This window comes from Rhizobium sullae, from assembly GCF_025200715.1.
Lineage (GTDB): Bacteria > Pseudomonadota > Alphaproteobacteria > Rhizobiales > Rhizobiaceae > Rhizobium > Rhizobium sullae.
This window is the reverse complement of record NZ_CP104143.1, coordinates 3,332,999-3,350,027: the sequence shown is the minus strand read 5'-3', so window position 1 is coordinate 3,350,027 and position 17,029 is coordinate 3,332,999. Positions and strand designations below refer to the sequence as shown.

Sequence of the window (17,029 nt, the reverse complement as noted above, 5' to 3'; positions counted from 1 at the left end):
AGCTTTTGCCGTTATCGATATTGCGCTTAGCCGTTCCTGTTTCTAAACGGGAGCGGCTGATGATATTGATGCCCTTACGATTGGGCAGAACTGAAGAAAAGAAGGGCATATCGCCTTGAGTCAGATTGCATTTTGGGGAGCCGTTGAGCTGGGGCTGGTTTATGCCTTTGTCGCCCTCGGTGTCTATCTCGCGTTTCGCGTCCTCGATTTTCCGGATCTGACCGTCGACGGCTCCTTCCCGCTCGGTGCAGCGGTTACTGCGGTGTTGATTATTGCCGGCGTGAACCCTTGGCTTGCTGCGCTCCTTGCGATGGTCGCGGGGGCTGGCGCAGGCATCGTGACCGCGATGCTCAACGTCAGGTTCAAAATCTTGAACCTGCTCGCGTCGATCCTGACCATGATTGCGCTCTTCTCGGTCAATCTCCGCGTCATGGGCAAACCCAACGTCGCACTGATCAATGCCGATACGATGATCAGCCCGTTCTTCGGTCTTGGTCTTCGCGACTTTTATGTCCGGCCGCTCTTTGTCGGTGTTCTCGTCATCATCGTGTTGATCGTGGTCTGGCGTTTCCTCGAGAGCGATGCCGGGCTTGCGATGCGAGCAACGGGTGCAAATGCACGGATGGCGCGGGCGCAGGGCGTCGATACGAGCAGGCAAATTTATCTTGGCATGGCGATGTCGAATGCTCTTGTCGCGCTTGGCGGCGCGCTCTTCGCGCAGACCAATGGCTTTGCCGATGTGACCTCTGGTGTCGGCACGATCGTGGTCGGCCTTGCCGCCGTGATCATCGGTGAGACGCTGCTGGGCCGCCGGGGGCTCCTGATTGCCCTCATCGGCTGTGTCTTCGGCTCGATCATCTACCGCATTGCCATTCAACTGGCGCTTTCGACCGATATAATGGGACTTCAGGCCTCGGATCTCAATTTCGTGACGGCGGTTCTCGTGACTATTGCGCTCATTCTTCCCCGTATTCGCCGCGGAGGAGCCGCATCGTGATCAGCGTCAAGGATGTCAAAGTCGTTTTCGGGAAGGGCACGCCGCTCGAGAAAAGGGCGCTAAATGGCGTCAGCCTGACGATTGAGCAAGGCTCCTTCGTGACTGTCATCGGCTCCAACGGCGCCGGCAAATCGACGCTGCTCGGCGTTCTTGCTGGCGACGTTCTGGCAAGCGAGGGGAAGGTGCTGATCGGCGACATCGACGTGACGCGCAAGCAGACCGCTCAGCGTGCGGGGCTTGTCGCACGCGTCTTCCAGGACCCGCTGACCGGAAGCTGCGGCTCCCTCTCGATCGAGGAGAATCTAGCTCTTGCCGCCCGGCGCGGCGAGCGGCGCGGATTGGTGGCGGCCCTCGGCCCGAGGCGCCGCGATCATTTCCGTGAACGGATCAGCGAACTGAACCTCGGCCTCGAAAATCGTATGGCTGATCGCATGGATTTGCTTTCCGGCGGTCAGCGCCAGGCGGTTTCGCTGGTCATGGCGACGCTTGCCGGTTCCGAGGTGCTGCTGCTCGACGAACATACGGCCGCACTTGATCCAGCCATGGCGGAATTTGTCATGAGCCTCACGGACAAGATTGTCTCGGAGCGCAAGCTGACCACGCTGATGGTGACCCATTCCATGCGCCAGGCGCTGGACTACGGACACCGCACCGTCATGCTGCATGGTGGCGAAATCGTGCTGGACGTCAGCGGTGACAGCCGCAAGGACCTGCAAGTCGAAGACCTGATCGCGATGTTCCGCAAGATGCGCGGACAGACGCTGGACGACGATGCACTACTGATCGGCTAGGACGGGCCTGGTCAACGCGCCTGCGTAAAGAAGATCTTCACGGCGAAGATCGAGAAGACCCCCGCAAACGTGTAGTCCATTCCGCGCAGCACCTTCCTGTTTTTCTGTAGCCAGCCGGCGAGCCAGTCGGAGGCGAGAACCACAAAAGTGTTCACCGGCATACCGATCAGGATGAAGAAGAAACCGAGGAACAACAGCTTCTGTGTCACCGCCGGATCGCCGGCGCTTACAAACTGCGGCAGGAAGGTCATGAAGAAGATGATGACCTTGGGGTTTAGGAGATTGACCCAGAAGCCGACGGATATGTTGGAAAGCGGTGTGCCTTTGGCTTCGCTGACCTGCTCGACGGAAAGCTTCGAGCCAAAGCGGATTGCCTGAAGAGCCAGCCAGAGAAGATAGGCGGCGCCTCCGGTCTTCAGAATCAAGAAGGCCATCGGCGAGGCGGTGATCAGCGCTGAGATACCGAAAGCAACCAGCATGGTATGAACCACGATGCCGAGGCTGGTGCCCAAGACGACGTAAAGCGCCGGCTTTTTGCCTTGAGAGAGTGCTCGGCTGATCGAGAGTGTCATATCCGGCCCTGGCGTTGCTGCGAGAAGCAGGCTGGCCGCCGTGAAGGCGAGAAGGGTTGCGATGCTCGGCACGAAATCCATGACACACTCTGAAAGCTGATAAGAGTTAGTGTTTTCTTATCCAGCTTTCAGAAAATTACAAATCAATCCTGATGATCTGCCTATCGCTTTTCTTCAAGGGAGGCCTTGAACCTGTCGGCATAATCCTTGTGCCAGCGCGATAGCGGCGGGCGGTTCTCGATGATGTCGCCGATCGCCCAGGCCATGCGGCGTTCGTCAACCGGGCGGGCGACGTCGTTGTCCGGACATAGGATATAGAAATCGCCGCGCTGCAGGCTCTCGATCATGAAGTCGACCGTCTGTTCCGGTGTCCAGGCGGCCGCGGGCTTTTCGGCGCTGTCACCCTTGGTGAGGCCGGTGAAAACGAAACCCGGGATCAGAAGATGGGCTGAGATTTTCGAGCCTTCGGTGTTGCGAAGCTCGTGCTCCAGCGCTTCGGTGAAAACCTTCACGCCTGCTTTCGAGATATTGTAGGCGGGATTGCCCGGAGGGGTCGTGATGCCCTGCTTGGAGCCGGTGTTGATGATGAGTCCGGGCTCGCCATGTGCCAGCATGCCCGGTCCGAAGACGCGCGTGCCATTGATGACGCCGAGGAGATTGACAGCCAGGATGCTGTCCCAATTCGCCTGAGCGCTGAAAATCGAGGTTTCCGGACCGATGCCGGCGTTGTTCATAAGGACATGGACGCGGCCGAAGCGCTGAACGACAGCCCGTTCGAGCGCTTCCAGCGACGTTTTGTCGGAAACATCCGCCTCAACTGCCATCACGCGCTCGTGGCCGGCAATGGCTTCGAGTTCGCCACGAGCCTTAGCCAGCCGCTCGCCGCCGAGATCGGCAATTGCGACCCTCATGCCGGCCTTGGCGAAATGCTTCGCCGCCGCAAGGCCGATACCGGATGCGCCGCCGGTGATCACGGCAACATTGGGCTTCTTGAGAATCTCCTGAATATTCATAGGACCGGCCTCCTCAACCATTGTTCGGACGCAGCCAGATATGGGTGTGCGTTTCGCACTGTCAAACTCCAAGCCCACACCTGCGGCGGCAATCCTGCCCTTGCGTCACGCGACAATCTCGCTAAAAGTGCCCGCGACACCGGGCTATGCGGGTTCGCCGCTGCCCATATGCAACGGACCTCATCATCATGGCATCCAAAAAAGACGTGAAAAAAGTCGTGCTCGCCTATTCCGGCGGCCTCGATACCTCGATCATCCTCAAGTGGCTGCAGACTGAACTCGGCGCCGAAGTAGTGACCTTCACCGCCGACCTGGGCCAGGGCGAAGAGCTGGGACCGGCGCGCAAGAAGGCCGAGATGCTCGGCATCAAGGAAATCTATGTCGAGGACGTGCGCGAAGAGTTCGTGAAGGATTTCGTCTTTCCGATGTTCCGCGCCAATGCCCTCTATGAGGGCGTCTACCTGCTCGGCACTTCGATCGCCCGGCCGCTGATCTCCAAGCACCTGATCGACATCGCCCGCAAGACCGGCGCCGATGCGATCGCCCATGGCGCAACCGGCAAGGGCAACGACCAGGTCCGTTTCGAGCTTTCCGCCTACGCGCTGAACCCGGACATCAAGATCATCGCGCCGTGGCGCGATTGGGCGTTCAAGAGCCGCACCGAGTTGCTCGCGTTTGCTGAACAGCACCAGATCCCGGTTGCCAAGGACAAGAAGGGCGAGGCACCGTTCTCCGTCGACGCCAACCTGCTGCACTCGTCATCCGAAGGCAAGGTCCTGGAAGATCCGGCGCAGGAAGCACCGGAATACGTGCACATGCGCACGATCTCGCCGGAAGCCGCACCTGACAAGGCAACGGTCATCAAGGTGGGCTTCGAGAAGGGCGATGCGGTTTCGATCAACGGCGTTCGCATGACCCCTGCGACGCTTCTCGCCACGCTCAACACCTACGGCCGAGACAACGGCATCGGCCGCCTTGACCTCGTGGAGAACCGTTTCGTTGGCATGAAATCGCGCGGCGTCTATGAAACGCCCGGCGGCACGATCCTGCTTTCGGCACACCGTGCGATCGAATCCATCACGCTCGACCGCGGCGCAGCGCACCTCAAGGACGAGATGATGCCGCGTTACGCGGAGCTCATCTACTACGGCTTCTGGTTCTCGCCGGAACGCGAAATGCTGCAGGCCCTCATCGACAAGAGCCAGGAGCATGTCGAAGGCGAAGTGACGCTGAAGCTCTACAAGGGCAACGTCATGGTCATTGGCCGGGAGAGCCCGAAGTCGCTCTATTCCGACAAGCTGGTCACCTTCGAGGACGACCAGGGAGCCTACGATCAGAAGGACGCGGCGGGCTTCATTAAGCTGAACGCACTGCGCCTGCGCACACTCGGCAAGCGTAACCTCAAGAGCTAAGCATGTCATAATATGCTTGACGAGAGGCCCGCCGGCAGCGCCGCGGGCCTCTTCTTTTTGAGTTGTGCGGCGCTTGACGGATTACCGGGTTAGCATAGTCTGCGGCTTTGACCCTTCGGAGCGTTTGACATGACGCAACCCCTGCTTGTCGGTGCCTTTCTGGCGGCTCTCTTTTATGTGCTCATTCCAGGTCCGGCGTTCCTTCAGCTTCTCGGCATTGGTGCTGGGCAGGGACGAAAGGCTGGCGCCTTCTTCATGATGGGGCATCTCGTCGGCGATATTCTCTGGTCGGCGCTGGCGCTGGTTGCGATCGTCGGCGCAAGGACGATCGGCACCTTCGTCTTCGATCTGCTCGGCTTGCTCTGCGGCTTCTATCTCGCCTGGATCGGCTGGAGCGCGATAACGGCGAAGCCGAAAGGTGACGGGCGGGCGCTGGTGATGGTCGAGCGGCCCTTCCGCCGTGGGCTGATTTTCGGCGTCACCAATCCGAAGGGTTATCCGGTAGCGCTTGCGACCTTCACGGCGTTGGTCGCAGGTTCGGCAGGCGCCCTCGATTTCGAGGCGTTGCCGCTGCTTCTCGGCGTATCCTTCGTAGGCTTCGTGACTGCCGATCTTATTCTTGTCGCCATTATCGGCGCAGGCGCTGTGCGGCGTTTCTACCGCGCGCATGAGCGGCTGATCGTCCGCTGTTCCGGCGTGCTCTTCATGGGATTTGCAGCCCAGGCGCTCTGGCACGCGACGCCAGGCCTCCTCGGATGGCGTAAGGCCTGAACGCGGTCAAACATTCAAGAAATTCACGATGGATTTCAGTGTCTTTACGCTATCGGAATCGCCGATCGACATGGCGATCTGCAGCTGGTTTTCGTAATAATCGCGAAAATTGAATAACGTGCCGTCGGTGATCCCGGTCAGGTCGATGACGTTACCCTGTGCATCGATGGCGTGCATCGGCAGCGGCTCGGAAATCGCCGCAAATGTGTCCTGATCGATCCCGCCGCCGTCGTAGCTTTGGCGCGCATGGTTGCGCAGCTCGCCCGGGCTCATTGCCGTAAAATCCGGGCCTTCGACACCATTGTCGTCGATCCTGAATATCACTGAAGCGGCCGCTCCGGTGTCGATTCCAATCTCTTCGGTCTTCGAATTTTTTGCGTTGTTCTGGCTGTTTTTAAAAAGCAAACTCTGAGAAGACCGCACAGAAAAAATTTCCATGGCATATGTCCCCTGACGGAAAGAGTGGCTTGAGACTAGCGCCAGCGCGCGAGTCGCGTCAATCGTCAACGATTGGTTAATTCTTGTGTATCAATTCTTGTCGGTTAGATCTTACTGTGAAAGGCAAAAAGTGAATTTCGCCAGCGGCATACCAATGCCGCGATGCCTTGCCTATATTGCCGTTTCAGCCCTCTGCATAAAGGACGTCAGCATGCCATCCACACAAGATTTCAACACGGCTCTCGTCAACTGGAATGGGCTTCATGGCCTGCCGCGCTTCGACGCGTTGAGCGATGGCGATTTCGCTGCCGCTTTTGATGCTGCTTTCGCATCTCATGATGTGGAGATCGATGCGATCGCCGGAAACGTGGAAGAGCCCACATTCGAGAATACGATCGTCGCGCTAGAGCTTGCAGGCGATGAGCTTTCGCGTGTTTCGGCGCTGTTCTGGAATCGGGCGGGCGCGCATACGAACGATACGATCCAAGCGCTGGAGCGCGATATCTCGCCGAAAATGTCGCGCCACTATTCCAAGATCGGAATGAACGCTGCGCTTTTTGCACGTATCGATGCGCTCTGGGAGAAGCGGGAGAGTCTCGGTCTGACACTCGAGCAGACGCGTGTGCTAGAGCGGCATTGGAAAAGCTTCGTGAAATCCGGTGCCAAGCTGCCGAAGGGGGAGCAGGAAAAGCTCGCGACAATCAACGAAAAGCTCGCAGGCCTGAGCACGCAGTTCGGACAGAACGTGCTTGCCGACGAGACGAACTGGTCGCTGATCCTCTCCGAAGGACCGGAGCTCGCGGGCATTCCGGATTTCCTGAAGGACGCCATGGCGGCGGCGGCGCGCGAGCGCGGTAAAGAGGGGAAGTTTGCAGTCACTCTGTCGCGCTCGATTATCGAACCGTTCCTGACCTTTTCCGAGCGGCGCGACCTGCGCGAGCAGGCTTTCAAGGCATGGGTTGCCCGCGGCGAGAACGAGGGCGAGACGGACAATCGCGGCATCATCCGCGAGACGCTGGCGCTTCGCGGCGAAGTCGCGAAGCTTCTCGGATACGCCAATTTCGCGGAATTGAAGCTCGACGATACGATGGCAAAGACGCCGGCTGCTGTAAACGGTCTGCTGCGCGCCGTGTGGGCAAGGGCTGTCAAACGGGCGCATGACGAAGAGGCGGATATTGCCAGACTGATTGCCGAGGACGGCAAGAACCATGAGGTCATGCCTTGGGATTGGCGCTATTATGCCGAAAAGATCAGGGCGCAGAGGTTCAATTTTTCCGAAGCCGAGCTGAAGCCCTATCTGCAACTCGAAAAAATCATCGATGCCTGTTTTGACGTCGCCGGCCGCCTCTTCGGCATTCGTGCCGTCGAAAAGAAGGGCATCGCCGCCTATCATCCGGATGTGCGCGTCTTCGAGATTCGTGATAGCGAAGATAAGCTGGTTGCGCTTTTCCTGGGCGACTATTTTGCCCGCTCATCCAAGCGCTCCGGCGCCTGGATGAGCGCGTTCCAATCTCAGCACAAACTCACAATGAAGAATGCACGCCAGGGCGAACTGCCGATCATCTACAATGTGTGCAATTTCGCAAAACCGGCCGAGGGTAAGCCGGCACTGCTTTCGCTGGACGATGCGCGCACGCTTTTCCATGAATTTGGCCACGCGCTGCATGGCATGCTTTCGAACGTGACCTATCCGACCGTGTCGGGCACGGCCGTTTCACGCGACTTCGTGGAGCTGCCATCGCAGCTTTACGAGCATTGGCTGACGGTTCCTGCGATCCTCAAGCAATATGCGGTGCATTTCGAAACAGGCGAATCCATGCCGCAGGCACTACTCGACAAGGTGCTTGCGGCGCGCACCTTCAATGCCGGGTTCAACACGGTCGAGTTCACCTCCTCGGCGATTGTCGACATGGAGTTCCACACGCGCGACACTGTGGAAGACCCGATGGCGGTGCAAAGGCAGGTGCTTGCCGAACTCGGGATGCCGAAGTCTCTCGTGATGCGCCATGCCTCGCCGCACTTCCAGCACATCTTCTCCGGGGGTTATTCGGCAGGCTATTACTCCTACATGTGGTCTGAAGTGCTTGATGCCGATGCCTTCGCGGCTTTCGAGGAAACAGGTGACGCCTTCAACAGTGAGATGGCGCGGAAGCTCAAGGACAACATCTATTCCAGCGGAGGGTCGATCGATCCGGAAGACGCCTACAGGGGATTCCGCGGCAAGCTGCCGACCCCGGATGCGATGCTCGTCAAGAAGGGCCTCGCCACGTTCGAGGAGCTGTCGGGCAGCGATGCCTGAGATGATCCTTTAACAAAACTGTCGCCGAAGTTTCGGAAAACCGTCATGTCATCTTCAAGAGACTGACATGACGGCTGCTCTAGGCTTGTTGCGGGAGATTCGTTCCCGCTCTCGCAGCAAGCCGGATGAGCCATGGCATGAAATTGACGGACACGACGCGCCGCCGCTTCCTCTCTTCGATCGGCGCAGTCGGTGGCTTTGCGGCAGCCAGCCTCGTGATGCCATATTACGCGCGCGGCTCTTCGAGCCGCCCGATCTTCACGTCAGGCGTTCAATCCGGTGATGTAGACGTAACGTCAGGCATGATATGGACGCGTGTCGATCGGCCGTCGCGGCTCTTTATCGAATATTCGACGAGCGACAAATTCGCGAATGCTGTCAGACTGGCTCCGATCGACGTCACAGCGGAGACCGATCTTGCGGGCAAACTGCTGCTGCAGGACCTGCCGCCGGACCAGGACATCTTCTACAGGTTTACGGCCGCCGACCTACAGGACATCAACAGCACCTCCGAACGAATTCACGGTCAGTTCCGCACCGCCCCTACCAACAAGCGGACGATCCGCTTCGCATGGTCAGGCGATACGGCGGGGCAGGGTTGGGGGATCGATGACGACGGTATGCGCACCTATCAGACGATCGCCTATCACCGCCCCGATTTCATGATCCATTCCGGCGATACGATCTATGCCGACAATCCGATGCCGGACGAGATCAGGTTGCGCGACGGCGGGCTCTGGAAGAACAGGATCGTGACTGAGGAAAAGCGCGACATCGCGCAGACACTCGATCAGTTTCGCGGACAGTGGAAATACAATCTGCTCGATGAGCACGTGAGGGAACTGAACGCCGTCTGTCCGATCTTCTATCAATGGGACGACCATGAGGTCCTGAACAACTGGTCGCCTTCGACCGATCTTCGCGGGGACAATCGCTATAAGGAAAAGTCCGTTTCAACGCTGGCAGCGCGGGCAAGCCGCGCCTTCCATGAGATGACGCCCATCCGCTACATTGCCGCTGAACCCGGGCGCTTCTACCGCAAAGTCTCATATGGTCCGCTACTCGATATCTTCTTTGTCGATTTGCGATCCTATCGGGGGCCGAACGACGATGGGCGGCTGGATCAGACCCTGACGGTGAAATCCCGCCTCCTTGGCGAGACGCAAGTGGCGTGGCTGAAGCGCGAACTGGCGCGCTCGGCTGCAACATGGAAGGTGATTGCCTGCGATATGCCGGTCGGACTGGTCATCTGGGATGATTATGGAAAACGCCAAGGCAGCGAGTCCTTCTCCAACGGCGACAACGGAACTCCGCTCGGGCGAGAGGTGGAATTTGCCGATCTGCTGCGTTTCATCCGTGACGCGGCAATCTCGAACATCGTCTGGCTGACGGCCGATGTTCACTACACGGCGGCGCATTATTATGATCCGGCCAAGGCGAAATTCCGCGAATTTCTGCCGTTCTGGGAATTCGTTTCCGGGCCGCTGCATTCGGGAACCTACGGCCCGCAGGAATTCGACATGACCTTCGGCCCTGAAGCGCGCTTCATCAAAGCAGCCCCCGGCGGTGCAGACTCCAACCTGCCGCCGTCCGCCGGACTTCAATTCTTCGGACTGGTCGAGATCGACGGGCAGACCGAGCAGATGACCGTGCGGCTGATGGACAGAAACGATACCGAGCTCTGGCGGACGGTCATCGACCCGCAACGCATGAGCTAAACGGTTGCATGGCTCCGATCCGCCCTCCCCCCTTTCGCAAACGCGAAAAACACTGTAAGAGCGCGCCAAACGTAATTGGCGCATTCTCTTGAACGTAGCGCCTCAGCCTCAGAGATTTGAAAACATATGGCACTTCGCAACATCGCGATCATCGCGCACGTTGACCATGGCAAGACGACCTTGGTGGACGAACTCCTGAAGCAGTCCGGCTCGTTCCGCGAGAACCAGCGCGTTGCAGAGCGTGTGATGGACTCCAACGACCTCGAAAAGGAGCGCGGCATCACCATTCTCGCGAAGGCGACGTCGGTGGAATGGAAAGGTGTCCGCATCAACATCGTCGACACCCCCGGCCACGCCGACTTCGGCGGTGAAGTCGAGCGCATTCTCTCGATGGTGGACGGCGCGATCGTTCTGGTCGACTCGTCCGAAGGCCCGATGCCGCAGACAAAGTTCGTCGTCTCGAAAGCCCTGAAGGTCGGCCTTCGCCCGATTGTCGCGATCAACAAGATCGACCGTCCTGATGGCCGCCACGAAGAAGTCATCAACGAAGTGTTCGACCTCTTTGCAAACCTCGACGCGACTGACGAACAGCTCGATTTTCCGATCCTTTACGGTTCTGGCCGTGATGGCTGGATGAACGTCAACCCGGAAGGCCCGAAGGACCAAGGTCTCGCACCGCTGCTCGACCTCGTGCTCGAGCATGTTCCGGAACCGACAGTCCACGAAGGTCCGTTCACGATGATCGGTACGATCCTCGAGGCTAACCCCTTCCTCGGCCGTATCATCACTGGCCGCATCAATTCCGGCTCGATCAAGCCGAACCAGGCCGTCAAGGTTCTGAGCCAGGATGGCAAGCTGATTGAAAACGGCCGTATCTCGAAGATCCTCGCTTTCCGCGGCATCGAGCGCACGTCGATCGAAGAAGCGCATGCAGGCGACATCGTCGCGATTGCCGGTCTCTCCAAGGGCACGGTTGCCGATACCTTCTGCGATCCCTCGGTTACCCAGGCGCTCACCGCACAGCCGATCGATCCGCCGACTGTCACCATGTCCTTCATCGTGAACGATAGTCCGCTGGCTGGGACCGAAGGCGACAAGGTGACCTCGCGCGTCATTCGCGACCGTCTCTACAAGGAAGCCGAAGGCAACGTCGCGCTGAAAATTGAAGAAGCAGAAGGCAAGGATTCCTTCTACGTGTCCGGTCGTGGCGAATTGCAGCTCGCCGTTCTGATCGAAACGATGCGCCGCGAAGGCTTCGAACTGGCCGTGTCGCGTCCGCGCGTGGTCATGCATCGCGATGAGAACGACCAGCTGATGGAGCCGATCGAAGAAGTCGTCATCGACGTCGATGAAGAGCATTCCGGCGTCGTCGTGCAGAAGATGTCCGAGCGCAAGGCCGAAATGGCCGAGCTCAGGCCTTCTGGCGGCAACCGTCTTCGCCTGGTGTTCAACGCGCCGACGCGGGGCCTGATCGGCTACCAGTCGGAACTCCTGACCGACACGCGCGGCACAGCCGTGATGAACCGTCTGTTCAAGGAATATCAGCCGTTCAAGGGTGAAATCGGCGGCCGTACCAACGGCGTTCTGCTCGCCAACGCTCCGGGCGAAGCTGTTGCCTATGCCATGTTCAACCTGGAAGATCGCGGCCCGATGATGATCGAGCCGGGCGAAAAGGTCTACATGGGCATGATCATCGGCATTCATTCCCGCGACAACGATCTTGAAGTCAACGTTCTCAAGGGCAAGCAGCTGACCAACATCCGCGCTGCCGGCAAGGACGAAGCCGTCAAGCTGACGCCGCCGATCCGCATGACGCTCGACCGCGCCTTGTCCTGGATCCAGGACGACGAGCTGATGGAAGTGACGCCGAAGTCAATCCGCCTGCGCAAGATGTATCTCGACGCAAACGATCGCAAGCGCTTCAGCAAGGCAAAGATGGCCTGAGCCATCCAGACACCTTGAAGGCTTTAAACCCCGGCTATTGTGCCGGGGTTTTTTATTGTGTTCTGCGTCGAATCCGGCTTGTCGCAATAGTTAAAAAAGCGTTAAATTTTGCTCATCGTCCACATGTTAAGTCTGTGGGCAAACGGCCGAAACGCATGATCGCGTATGGTTAATTGCCTGCTGGAAGACCAGAGTAAGCGTTATGAAGACGTTGTCGATCGATGTCCGGCGGGCGGAACCGCATGATGCTCAGGCCATCTCCGAGGTGCATCGCCTCGCTTGGCAGCACACCTATGCCGGGATCATTCCGCATCGTGCCTTGACGCACATGATCGAACGCCGCGGCGAGAACTGGTGGCGCAAGGCAACCCGCGGTCCGGCAACGCTTCTCGTTCTTGACGTCGCCGGGACGGTCGCAGGCTATGCCACACTCGGCCTCAATCGCGCCCGCGCACTGCCGCAGGAAGGCGAGATCTACGAACTTTATCTTCGTCCTGAGTATCAGGGCATCGGTCTTGGGCGCATGCTTTTCGGCGAGGCGAGGCGGCTTCTGAAGTCACTCGGCTGCAAGGGCCTCGTAGTCTGGTGCCTTGAGGAAAACGAGAACGCCAGCCATTTCTATCGCGGCCATGGCGGCGTCGACTTCTGCGAAGGCATGGAGAGCTTCGACCACAAGCAGTTGAAGAAAATCGGCTTCATCTGGAACTGAAAAGCACAGCCTTCAACTTTTCGAAACAGTGCTGCATCGCCTTGAACTAACTGGCGAAATCGGCCGCTTGTCCTTCAATATTTCAAGCTGTATCTGGAACATCACGAACGCGCCGTGTTGCGTTGCGGCATAAAACGGACTATTTGGCTGCGAACAATTCATTTTGTGGGAGTTTTGCATGCGAATCGACGCCATTTCCATCGGCAAGAATCCTCCGGAAGATGTCAACGTCATCGTTGAAGTTCCGGTCGGCGGTCACCCCATCAAGTATGAAATGGACAAGGAAGCCGGCACGCTGGTCGTCGACCGCTTCCTCTATACGCCGATGACCTATCCGGGCAATTACGGCTTCGTGCCGCACACGCTTTCGGAAGACGGCGATCCGATCGATGTCCTGATCGCCAGCACGCGTCCGCTGGTTCCAGGCTGTGTCATCAATGTCCGCCCGATCGGCGTTCTGAAGATGGAAGACAATTCGGGCAAGGACGAGAAGATCATCGCCGTTCCTTCGCCGGCGCTTACGTTGCGCTACGAGAAGGTGAAGGACTACACCGACCTTCCGGAGATCACGCTGAAGCAGATCGAGCACTTTTTCGCGCACTACAAGGACCTGGAGCCCGGCAAGTGGGTGAAGATTTTCGGCTGGGGCGATTCAAAGGAAGCCGGTCAGCTCATCCTCGAAGCCGTTGAGCGTGCCACGAAGGCAAAATAAGCCGTTACGGCTTCAGAAGCTTTTCGAGCCTTTCCATCAACTCCTTCGGGTCGCCATCGATCCGGAGGATTTTTTTGCGCGATGTATCGCCTGAAACCAATTGGATCGAGGATTTCGGGATGCAGAGGGCTTTGGACAGAAGCGCGATGAGCGCCTTGTTGGCTTTTCCTTTTTCAGGAATCGCGGTGACACGGACTTTAATGTGGCACGCGCCTTCGGCATCGGCCTCGAAGCCATCGATCGCGTCGCGCCCGCCATTCGGTGTCAACCGAACGGCGAGGCGTATATGATCATCGAAAATCTTCCCGGCGGAATTCACGCCACCAGCGGGAAGAGAGTGTTCCACATCAGCGAGCGGAGGAAGAAGATGATGAGCAGAAGAATGATCGGCGAGATGTCGATACCACCAAGATTCGGCAGCAGCCGGCGAATCGGACGCAGTAGCGGCTCGGTCACATTGTAGAGGAACATGCCGACCGAATTGACGAACTGGTTGCTGGAATTGATGACGTTGAAGGCGTAAAGCCAGGAGAAAATGGCACTCGCAATTAGCACCCAGGTGTAAAGATTCAAAGCCAAATCAATGGTTTGAAATAGGGCAATCATCTTGGTCTCCAGTTCGTTTCTGACAGACATGTAGCCATTGGGCGCCAAACGGGCAAGTGCCGCGTGAAAACCTGCGGCGAATCATGCTTGGCGGGCGTGTCCGATCATGCGTCCGGCTTTTTCGCAGCAGAAAACGAACAGTGCAATGGGAAAGCAGCGGCGCGTGGCCTCGAGCGGACTTCTGAGCACCTATGCGGACAGTGCAGCTACAGAGCCCGGTACGGCCTTTGCCGTCTTGCCTTCGAAGACGATATCGAGAAATTCGGTCAGCCAGGCCTTGAGCGGCGCATCGAAGAGCATGCGGCCTTCCAGATGCTCCCGGCCCTGCTGTGCATTCGGAAGAATGAAGCGATGAGCGCCGTGGACGACCCAGCGGTGCATCATCACGCGGGTGAGCTCGGCGTGGAACTGCAGCGCCCAGGCGTTGCCGTTGTAGCGGAAGGCCTGGTTCGGATAGGTATCGCCTTCTGCGAGCAGATCGGCGCCGTGCGGCAGATCGAAGCCCTCGCGATGGAAATGGTAGACCATCTTCGGCCAGTGCATCAACAAGCGGCCCTTTTCGGTCGGGCGGAGCGGATACCAGCCGATTTCGGTCGAGCCGTCGGCATTCGGCCGCACCTTGCCGCCAAGGTGGCGCACCAGCATCTGCGCGCCAAGGCAGATGCCGAGGAACGGGCGATTTTCCTTGAGTGGAATGTCCAGCCAGTTGACTTCGGTTTTCACGAAGTCGTCCGGATCGTTTGCGCTCATCGGCCCGCCGAAGACGACCGTTCCGGCGTGGTTTTCAAGCGTGGTGGGCAGCTTATCGCCCAGAACCGGGCGGCGGATGTCGAGGCTGTAGCCCTTGTCGACCAGAAGCTGACCTACTCGGCCGGGGCTGGAGCGTTCCTGATGCAGGATGATCAGGATAGGGCGCTTGTCGCGCTTGATGGGACGGTCAATCGACATCGTCTTGCACCACCACCGTATCGGTCACGCGTGCGGCTGCCTCCTGACGTTTCCGGATGCGCTCGCGGGAGGAGACGCCGAGCAGATCGGCGATCCGCCAGATGACGTGATCCTCCATCTCGCTGCGTTCGCCGTCGGCATAGACGATGTCCCAGAGAATGCCGATGAGTTCCAGCCGCTGCTCGGTATCGAGATGGCGTTTCAGGTCGGACGTGAAGCGGTAATAGTCGACGGCGCTGCTCTCGGCTTCCTGGCCGGCGGCGATCAAGGCATCCAACTGCTTTCCGTCGAGCCCGTATTGCTCCTTGAGCAGTTTGCGGAGCCGCTTCTTTTCGCTGTCCTTGACCTTCCCATCCGCCTCCATCACCTGCATGCAGAGAGCGGCAACGGCGATGCGGGGATCGTCAGGGCTAAAACCCTTCTTGGGATTGTTTGCAGCGAGATTTTGGAAGAATGCCTGAAAACGTTCGAACATGCAGATTTCGTTCCATTCAGAAAAGGCGGAGTCGTGTCTTGGGTTCTGGTTCCGCCTTTGTGTTGCGAACGCCAGGGTCATCCGGCATTCCATAAAAGGGTTTCGGTTCTGGCTGCGCGGTAACCGGCTCTGGCTGCTTGGCGACCGGCGCGGGCGAGACAGACTTCGGAGCAGGAGCCGGTCGGGCGGCCTCGGCAATCGTTGCGGCGCGCTCCAACTCGATGATTCGGTGATCGTTGGCCGAACTTTCGGGCCGTGTTTCGCGAACGGGCGGCAAAGTCCGCAGCGCGGCGTCGATCGAGATGGTGGGTCGTTCCTCGACCGGCCCTTCGAGCTGACCGAAAGGCGCCTTCCATTCGAAGACGTCGAGACGGCCGGTGATGGGTGAGACGGGCAGCCATTTGTCGGAAACGAAGCCGTCGGCGACCCAGGCCGGGTCACGCGGCGCCTTCAGCGCCTGTGCCAGCCAGTGGCGTACACGGCCCTGGTCGCCAGTTTCGGCCTCTTCGATGTCGGCAAGCAGCAGGAAGGCGGCTTCACGCGGCTGCATGCGGGCGGCAGCTTCCGCCTTCGCGCGGGCCTTCGCAAAGTGCTGCGCATCGAGCGCCGCCTGCGCGACCACGAGCAGGGACTCGACGTTGTTGGGACGCAGGGCCTCCAACTTTTCGGCGCGTTTCAGGCGATCAACGGAGGAATCGCCGCTTCGAGCGAGCACATAAGTGCGGCCGATCTCGGGATGCGGTCCGGCTTTCCATGACTGCTCGAGGATCGAGGCGGCCTTGCGCAGTTTATCTTCCCGGAAAAGTGCCTTGGCGGCGATGATGGCGGCCGGTTCGAAGTCGGCAATGAGCTTCAGCGCATGCATCGCGTCGTCACGGGCACCGGCCGGATCGCTTTCCAGCTTGTCGTCAGCGCGAGCCGTCAGCAGCACGCCGCGCAGACGGTCCGCATCCTGCTTTTCGACGACACGCGCGGCCTTCTGTTGCTCAAGAAGCCGGATGGCGTCGTCCCAGCGGCCGGACTGGCTGCGGTATTCGAGCGTCGCCTGTGCCGCCCAGGGCAGATAGGGCGCGTTGTCGGCTGCCTTCTCGGCATATTGGCGCGCGGCCTCGTTGGCGCCGAGGCGTTTGGCTTCTAGATAGAGCCCGCGAAGGCCGAGTTCACGCGTTTCCGGATCGTTGGCCATCGCTTCGAACTTGGCGCGCGCTTCGTCATGCCGGCCTTCGATCAGGGCAGCCTGTGCCTCGAGCAGGTTGATCAGCGGCTCCTGATCGGCACGGATGAGGCCGCGGGAACGGGCTGCCATCTTGCGGGCAAGCAGGGCATTGCCGGCGCCGGCGGCGATAAGGCCGGTCGAGAGCGCCTGATAACCGCGATCGCGCTTGCGGGCGCGAAAATAGCGTCTCACAGAATGAGGCGACGTCCAGACCGTGCGGATCAGCCACCAGGCGATCATGACAACGGCGATCAGTGCGATAAGGCCGCTTGCCGCGACGATCAGCTTTGCCTGATAGAGCCGGCCTTCCCACACCAGCGACAGATCGCCCGGGCGATCGGCAAGCCAGGAGAAACCATAGCCGAGAACGACGACGAGGGCGACGAAGACGACGAGACGGATCATCGA

The 17,029-nt window shown here is 59.1% G+C and carries 17 protein-coding genes; 9 read left to right on the top strand and 8 right to left on the bottom strand.

Features of this window, described 5'->3' with window-relative positions; genetic code table 11:
* The first annotated feature begins 115 nt into the window (after positions 1-115).
* On the top strand, positions 116-997 hold the full coding sequence (locus tag N2599_RS16785) for an ABC transporter permease (protein WP_027511744.1): 882 nt from the start codon (positions 116-118) through the stop codon (positions 995-997).
* A complete protein-coding gene (locus N2599_RS16780) occupies positions 994-1,788 on the top strand; it encodes an ABC transporter ATP-binding protein (RefSeq protein WP_027511743.1) in 795 nt (264 codons plus the stop codon). The genes N2599_RS16785 and N2599_RS16780 overlap by 4 nt, the downstream gene beginning before the upstream one ends.
* Positions 1,789-1,799: 11 nt before the next feature.
* On the opposite strand, the gene N2599_RS16775 is transcribed toward N2599_RS16780, so the two are convergent.
* Together N2599_RS16775 and N2599_RS16770 are read right to left on the bottom strand one after the other, a co-directional pair.
* Positions 1,800-2,441, bottom strand: coding sequence for a LysE family translocator (locus tag N2599_RS16775; protein ID WP_027511742.1), 642 nt, complete (start codon positions 2,439-2,441; stop codon positions 1,800-1,802).
* A gap of 80 nt (positions 2,442-2,521) precedes the next feature.
* Complete coding sequence (locus tag N2599_RS16770) at positions 2,522-3,373, bottom strand: SDR family NAD(P)-dependent oxidoreductase (protein WP_037142844.1); 852 nt, start codon at positions 3,371-3,373, stop codon at positions 2,522-2,524.
* Between the two features lie 188 nt (positions 3,374-3,561).
* Here N2599_RS16770 and N2599_RS16765 point away from each other — a divergent pair, with 188 nt between their 5' ends.
* Positions 3,562-4,785 carry an argininosuccinate synthase gene (locus N2599_RS16765; RefSeq protein ID WP_027511740.1) on the top strand — a complete coding sequence of 408 codons (1,224 nt, stop codon included), beginning with the start codon at positions 3,562-3,564 and terminating at the stop codon, positions 4,783-4,785.
* 129 nt (positions 4,786-4,914) lie between these two features.
* Positions 4,915-5,556 carry a LysE family translocator gene (locus N2599_RS16760; RefSeq protein ID WP_027511739.1) on the top strand — a complete coding sequence of 214 codons (642 nt, stop codon included), beginning with the start codon at positions 4,915-4,917 and terminating at the stop codon, positions 5,554-5,556.
* Positions 5,557-5,562: 6 nt separating this feature from the next.
* Here the strand turns inward: N2599_RS16760 and N2599_RS16755 are convergent, their stop codons facing one another.
* Positions 5,563-5,994 carry a hypothetical protein gene (locus N2599_RS16755; protein ID WP_027511738.1) on the bottom strand — a complete coding sequence of 144 codons (432 nt, stop codon included), beginning with the start codon at positions 5,992-5,994 and terminating at the stop codon, positions 5,563-5,565.
* A 211-nt stretch (positions 5,995-6,205) separates the two neighbouring features.
* On the opposite strand from N2599_RS16755, the gene N2599_RS16750 reads away from it, so the two are divergent.
* The 5 genes from N2599_RS16750 (at position 6,206) to ppa (ending at position 13,376) form a co-directional block, all read left to right on the top strand.
* Complete coding sequence (locus N2599_RS16750; protein ID WP_027511737.1) at positions 6,206-8,293, top strand: M3 family metallopeptidase; 2,088 nt, start codon at positions 6,206-6,208, stop codon at positions 8,291-8,293.
* Positions 8,294-8,430: 137 nt separating this feature from the next.
* Entirely contained in the window at positions 8,431-10,011 is a 1,581-nt protein-coding gene (locus tag N2599_RS16745) for an alkaline phosphatase D family protein (protein ID WP_027511736.1), read from the top strand.
* Between the two features lie 126 nt (positions 10,012-10,137).
* A complete protein-coding gene (typA, locus tag N2599_RS16740) occupies positions 10,138-11,955 on the top strand; it encodes a translational GTPase TypA (RefSeq protein WP_027511735.1) in 1,818 nt (605 codons plus the stop codon).
* A gap of 202 nt (positions 11,956-12,157) precedes the next feature.
* Positions 12,158-12,664 carry a GNAT family N-acetyltransferase gene (locus N2599_RS16735; protein WP_027511734.1) on the top strand — a complete coding sequence of 169 codons (507 nt, stop codon included), beginning with the start codon at positions 12,158-12,160 and terminating at the stop codon, positions 12,662-12,664.
* Positions 12,665-12,842: 178 nt separating this feature from the next.
* Entirely contained in the window at positions 12,843-13,376 is a 534-nt protein-coding gene (ppa, locus tag N2599_RS16730; protein WP_027511733.1) for an inorganic diphosphatase, read from the top strand.
* A 4-nt stretch (positions 13,377-13,380) separates the two neighbouring features.
* On the opposite strand, the gene N2599_RS16725 is transcribed toward ppa, so the two are convergent.
* The 5 genes from N2599_RS16725 to N2599_RS16705 form a co-directional block, all read right to left on the bottom strand.
* Positions 13,381-13,695 carry a DUF167 domain-containing protein gene (locus N2599_RS16725; RefSeq protein WP_027511732.1) on the bottom strand — a complete coding sequence of 105 codons (315 nt, stop codon included), beginning with the start codon at positions 13,693-13,695 and terminating at the stop codon, positions 13,381-13,383.
* Entirely contained in the window at positions 13,692-13,982 is a 291-nt protein-coding gene (locus tag N2599_RS16720) for a YggT family protein (protein WP_027511731.1), read from the bottom strand. The genes N2599_RS16725 and N2599_RS16720 overlap by 4 nt, the downstream gene beginning before the upstream one ends.
* Before the next feature lie 189 nt (positions 13,983-14,171).
* Positions 14,172-14,930: a glutamine amidotransferase gene (locus N2599_RS16715; RefSeq protein WP_027511730.1), complete on the bottom strand. Its 759-nt coding sequence runs from the start codon at positions 14,928-14,930 to the stop codon at positions 14,172-14,174.
* Entirely contained in the window at positions 14,920-15,405 is a 486-nt protein-coding gene (locus tag N2599_RS16710) for a tellurite resistance TerB family protein (RefSeq protein ID WP_027511729.1), read from the bottom strand. Before N2599_RS16710 ends, N2599_RS16715 begins: the two co-directional genes overlap by 11 nt.
* Positions 15,406-15,421: 16 nt before the next feature.
* Positions 15,422-17,026 carry a heme biosynthesis protein HemY gene (locus N2599_RS16705; protein WP_027511728.1) on the bottom strand — a complete coding sequence of 535 codons (1,605 nt, stop codon included), beginning with the start codon at positions 17,024-17,026 and terminating at the stop codon, positions 15,422-15,424.
* Positions 17,027-17,029: the final 3 nt, after the last annotated feature.

Excerpts from the sequence above, each read along its gene's own strand:
- N2599_RS16720 (WP_027511731.1), bottom strand. The coding sequence starts at position 13,982 with ATGATTGCCCTATTTCAAACCATTGATTTGGCTTTGAATCTTTACACC.
- N2599_RS16735 (WP_027511734.1), top strand. The coding sequence starts at position 12,158 with ATGAAGACGTTGTCGATCGATGTCCGGCGGGCGGAACCGCATGATGCT.
- N2599_RS16755 (WP_027511738.1), bottom strand. The coding sequence starts at position 5,994 with ATGGAAATTTTTTCTGTGCGGTCTTCTCAGAGTTTGCTTTTTAAAAAC.
- N2599_RS16710 (WP_027511729.1), bottom strand. The coding sequence starts at position 15,405 with ATGTTCGAACGTTTTCAGGCATTCTTCCAAAATCTCGCTGCAAACAAT.
- N2599_RS16770 (WP_037142844.1), bottom strand. The coding sequence starts at position 3,373 with ATGAATATTCAGGAGATTCTCAAGAAGCCCAATGTTGCCGTGATCACC.
- N2599_RS16750 (WP_027511737.1), top strand. The coding sequence starts at position 6,206 with ATGCCATCCACACAAGATTTCAACACGGCTCTCGTCAACTGGAATGGG.
- N2599_RS16705 (WP_027511728.1), bottom strand. The coding sequence starts at position 17,026 with ATGATCCGTCTCGTCGTCTTCGTCGCCCTCGTCGTCGTTCTCGGCTAT.
- N2599_RS16775 (WP_027511742.1), bottom strand. The coding sequence starts at position 2,441 with ATGGATTTCGTGCCGAGCATCGCAACCCTTCTCGCCTTCACGGCGGCC.
- N2599_RS16760 (WP_027511739.1), top strand. The coding sequence starts at position 4,915 with ATGACGCAACCCCTGCTTGTCGGTGCCTTTCTGGCGGCTCTCTTTTAT.
- N2599_RS16715 (WP_027511730.1), bottom strand. The coding sequence starts at position 14,930 with ATGTCGATTGACCGTCCCATCAAGCGCGACAAGCGCCCTATCCTGATC.
- ppa (WP_027511733.1), top strand. The coding sequence starts at position 12,843 with ATGCGAATCGACGCCATTTCCATCGGCAAGAATCCTCCGGAAGATGTC.
- N2599_RS16765 (WP_027511740.1), top strand. The coding sequence starts at position 3,562 with ATGGCATCCAAAAAAGACGTGAAAAAAGTCGTGCTCGCCTATTCCGGC.
- typA (WP_027511735.1), top strand. The coding sequence starts at position 10,138 with ATGGCACTTCGCAACATCGCGATCATCGCGCACGTTGACCATGGCAAG.
- N2599_RS16745 (WP_027511736.1), top strand. The coding sequence starts at position 8,431 with ATGAAATTGACGGACACGACGCGCCGCCGCTTCCTCTCTTCGATCGGC.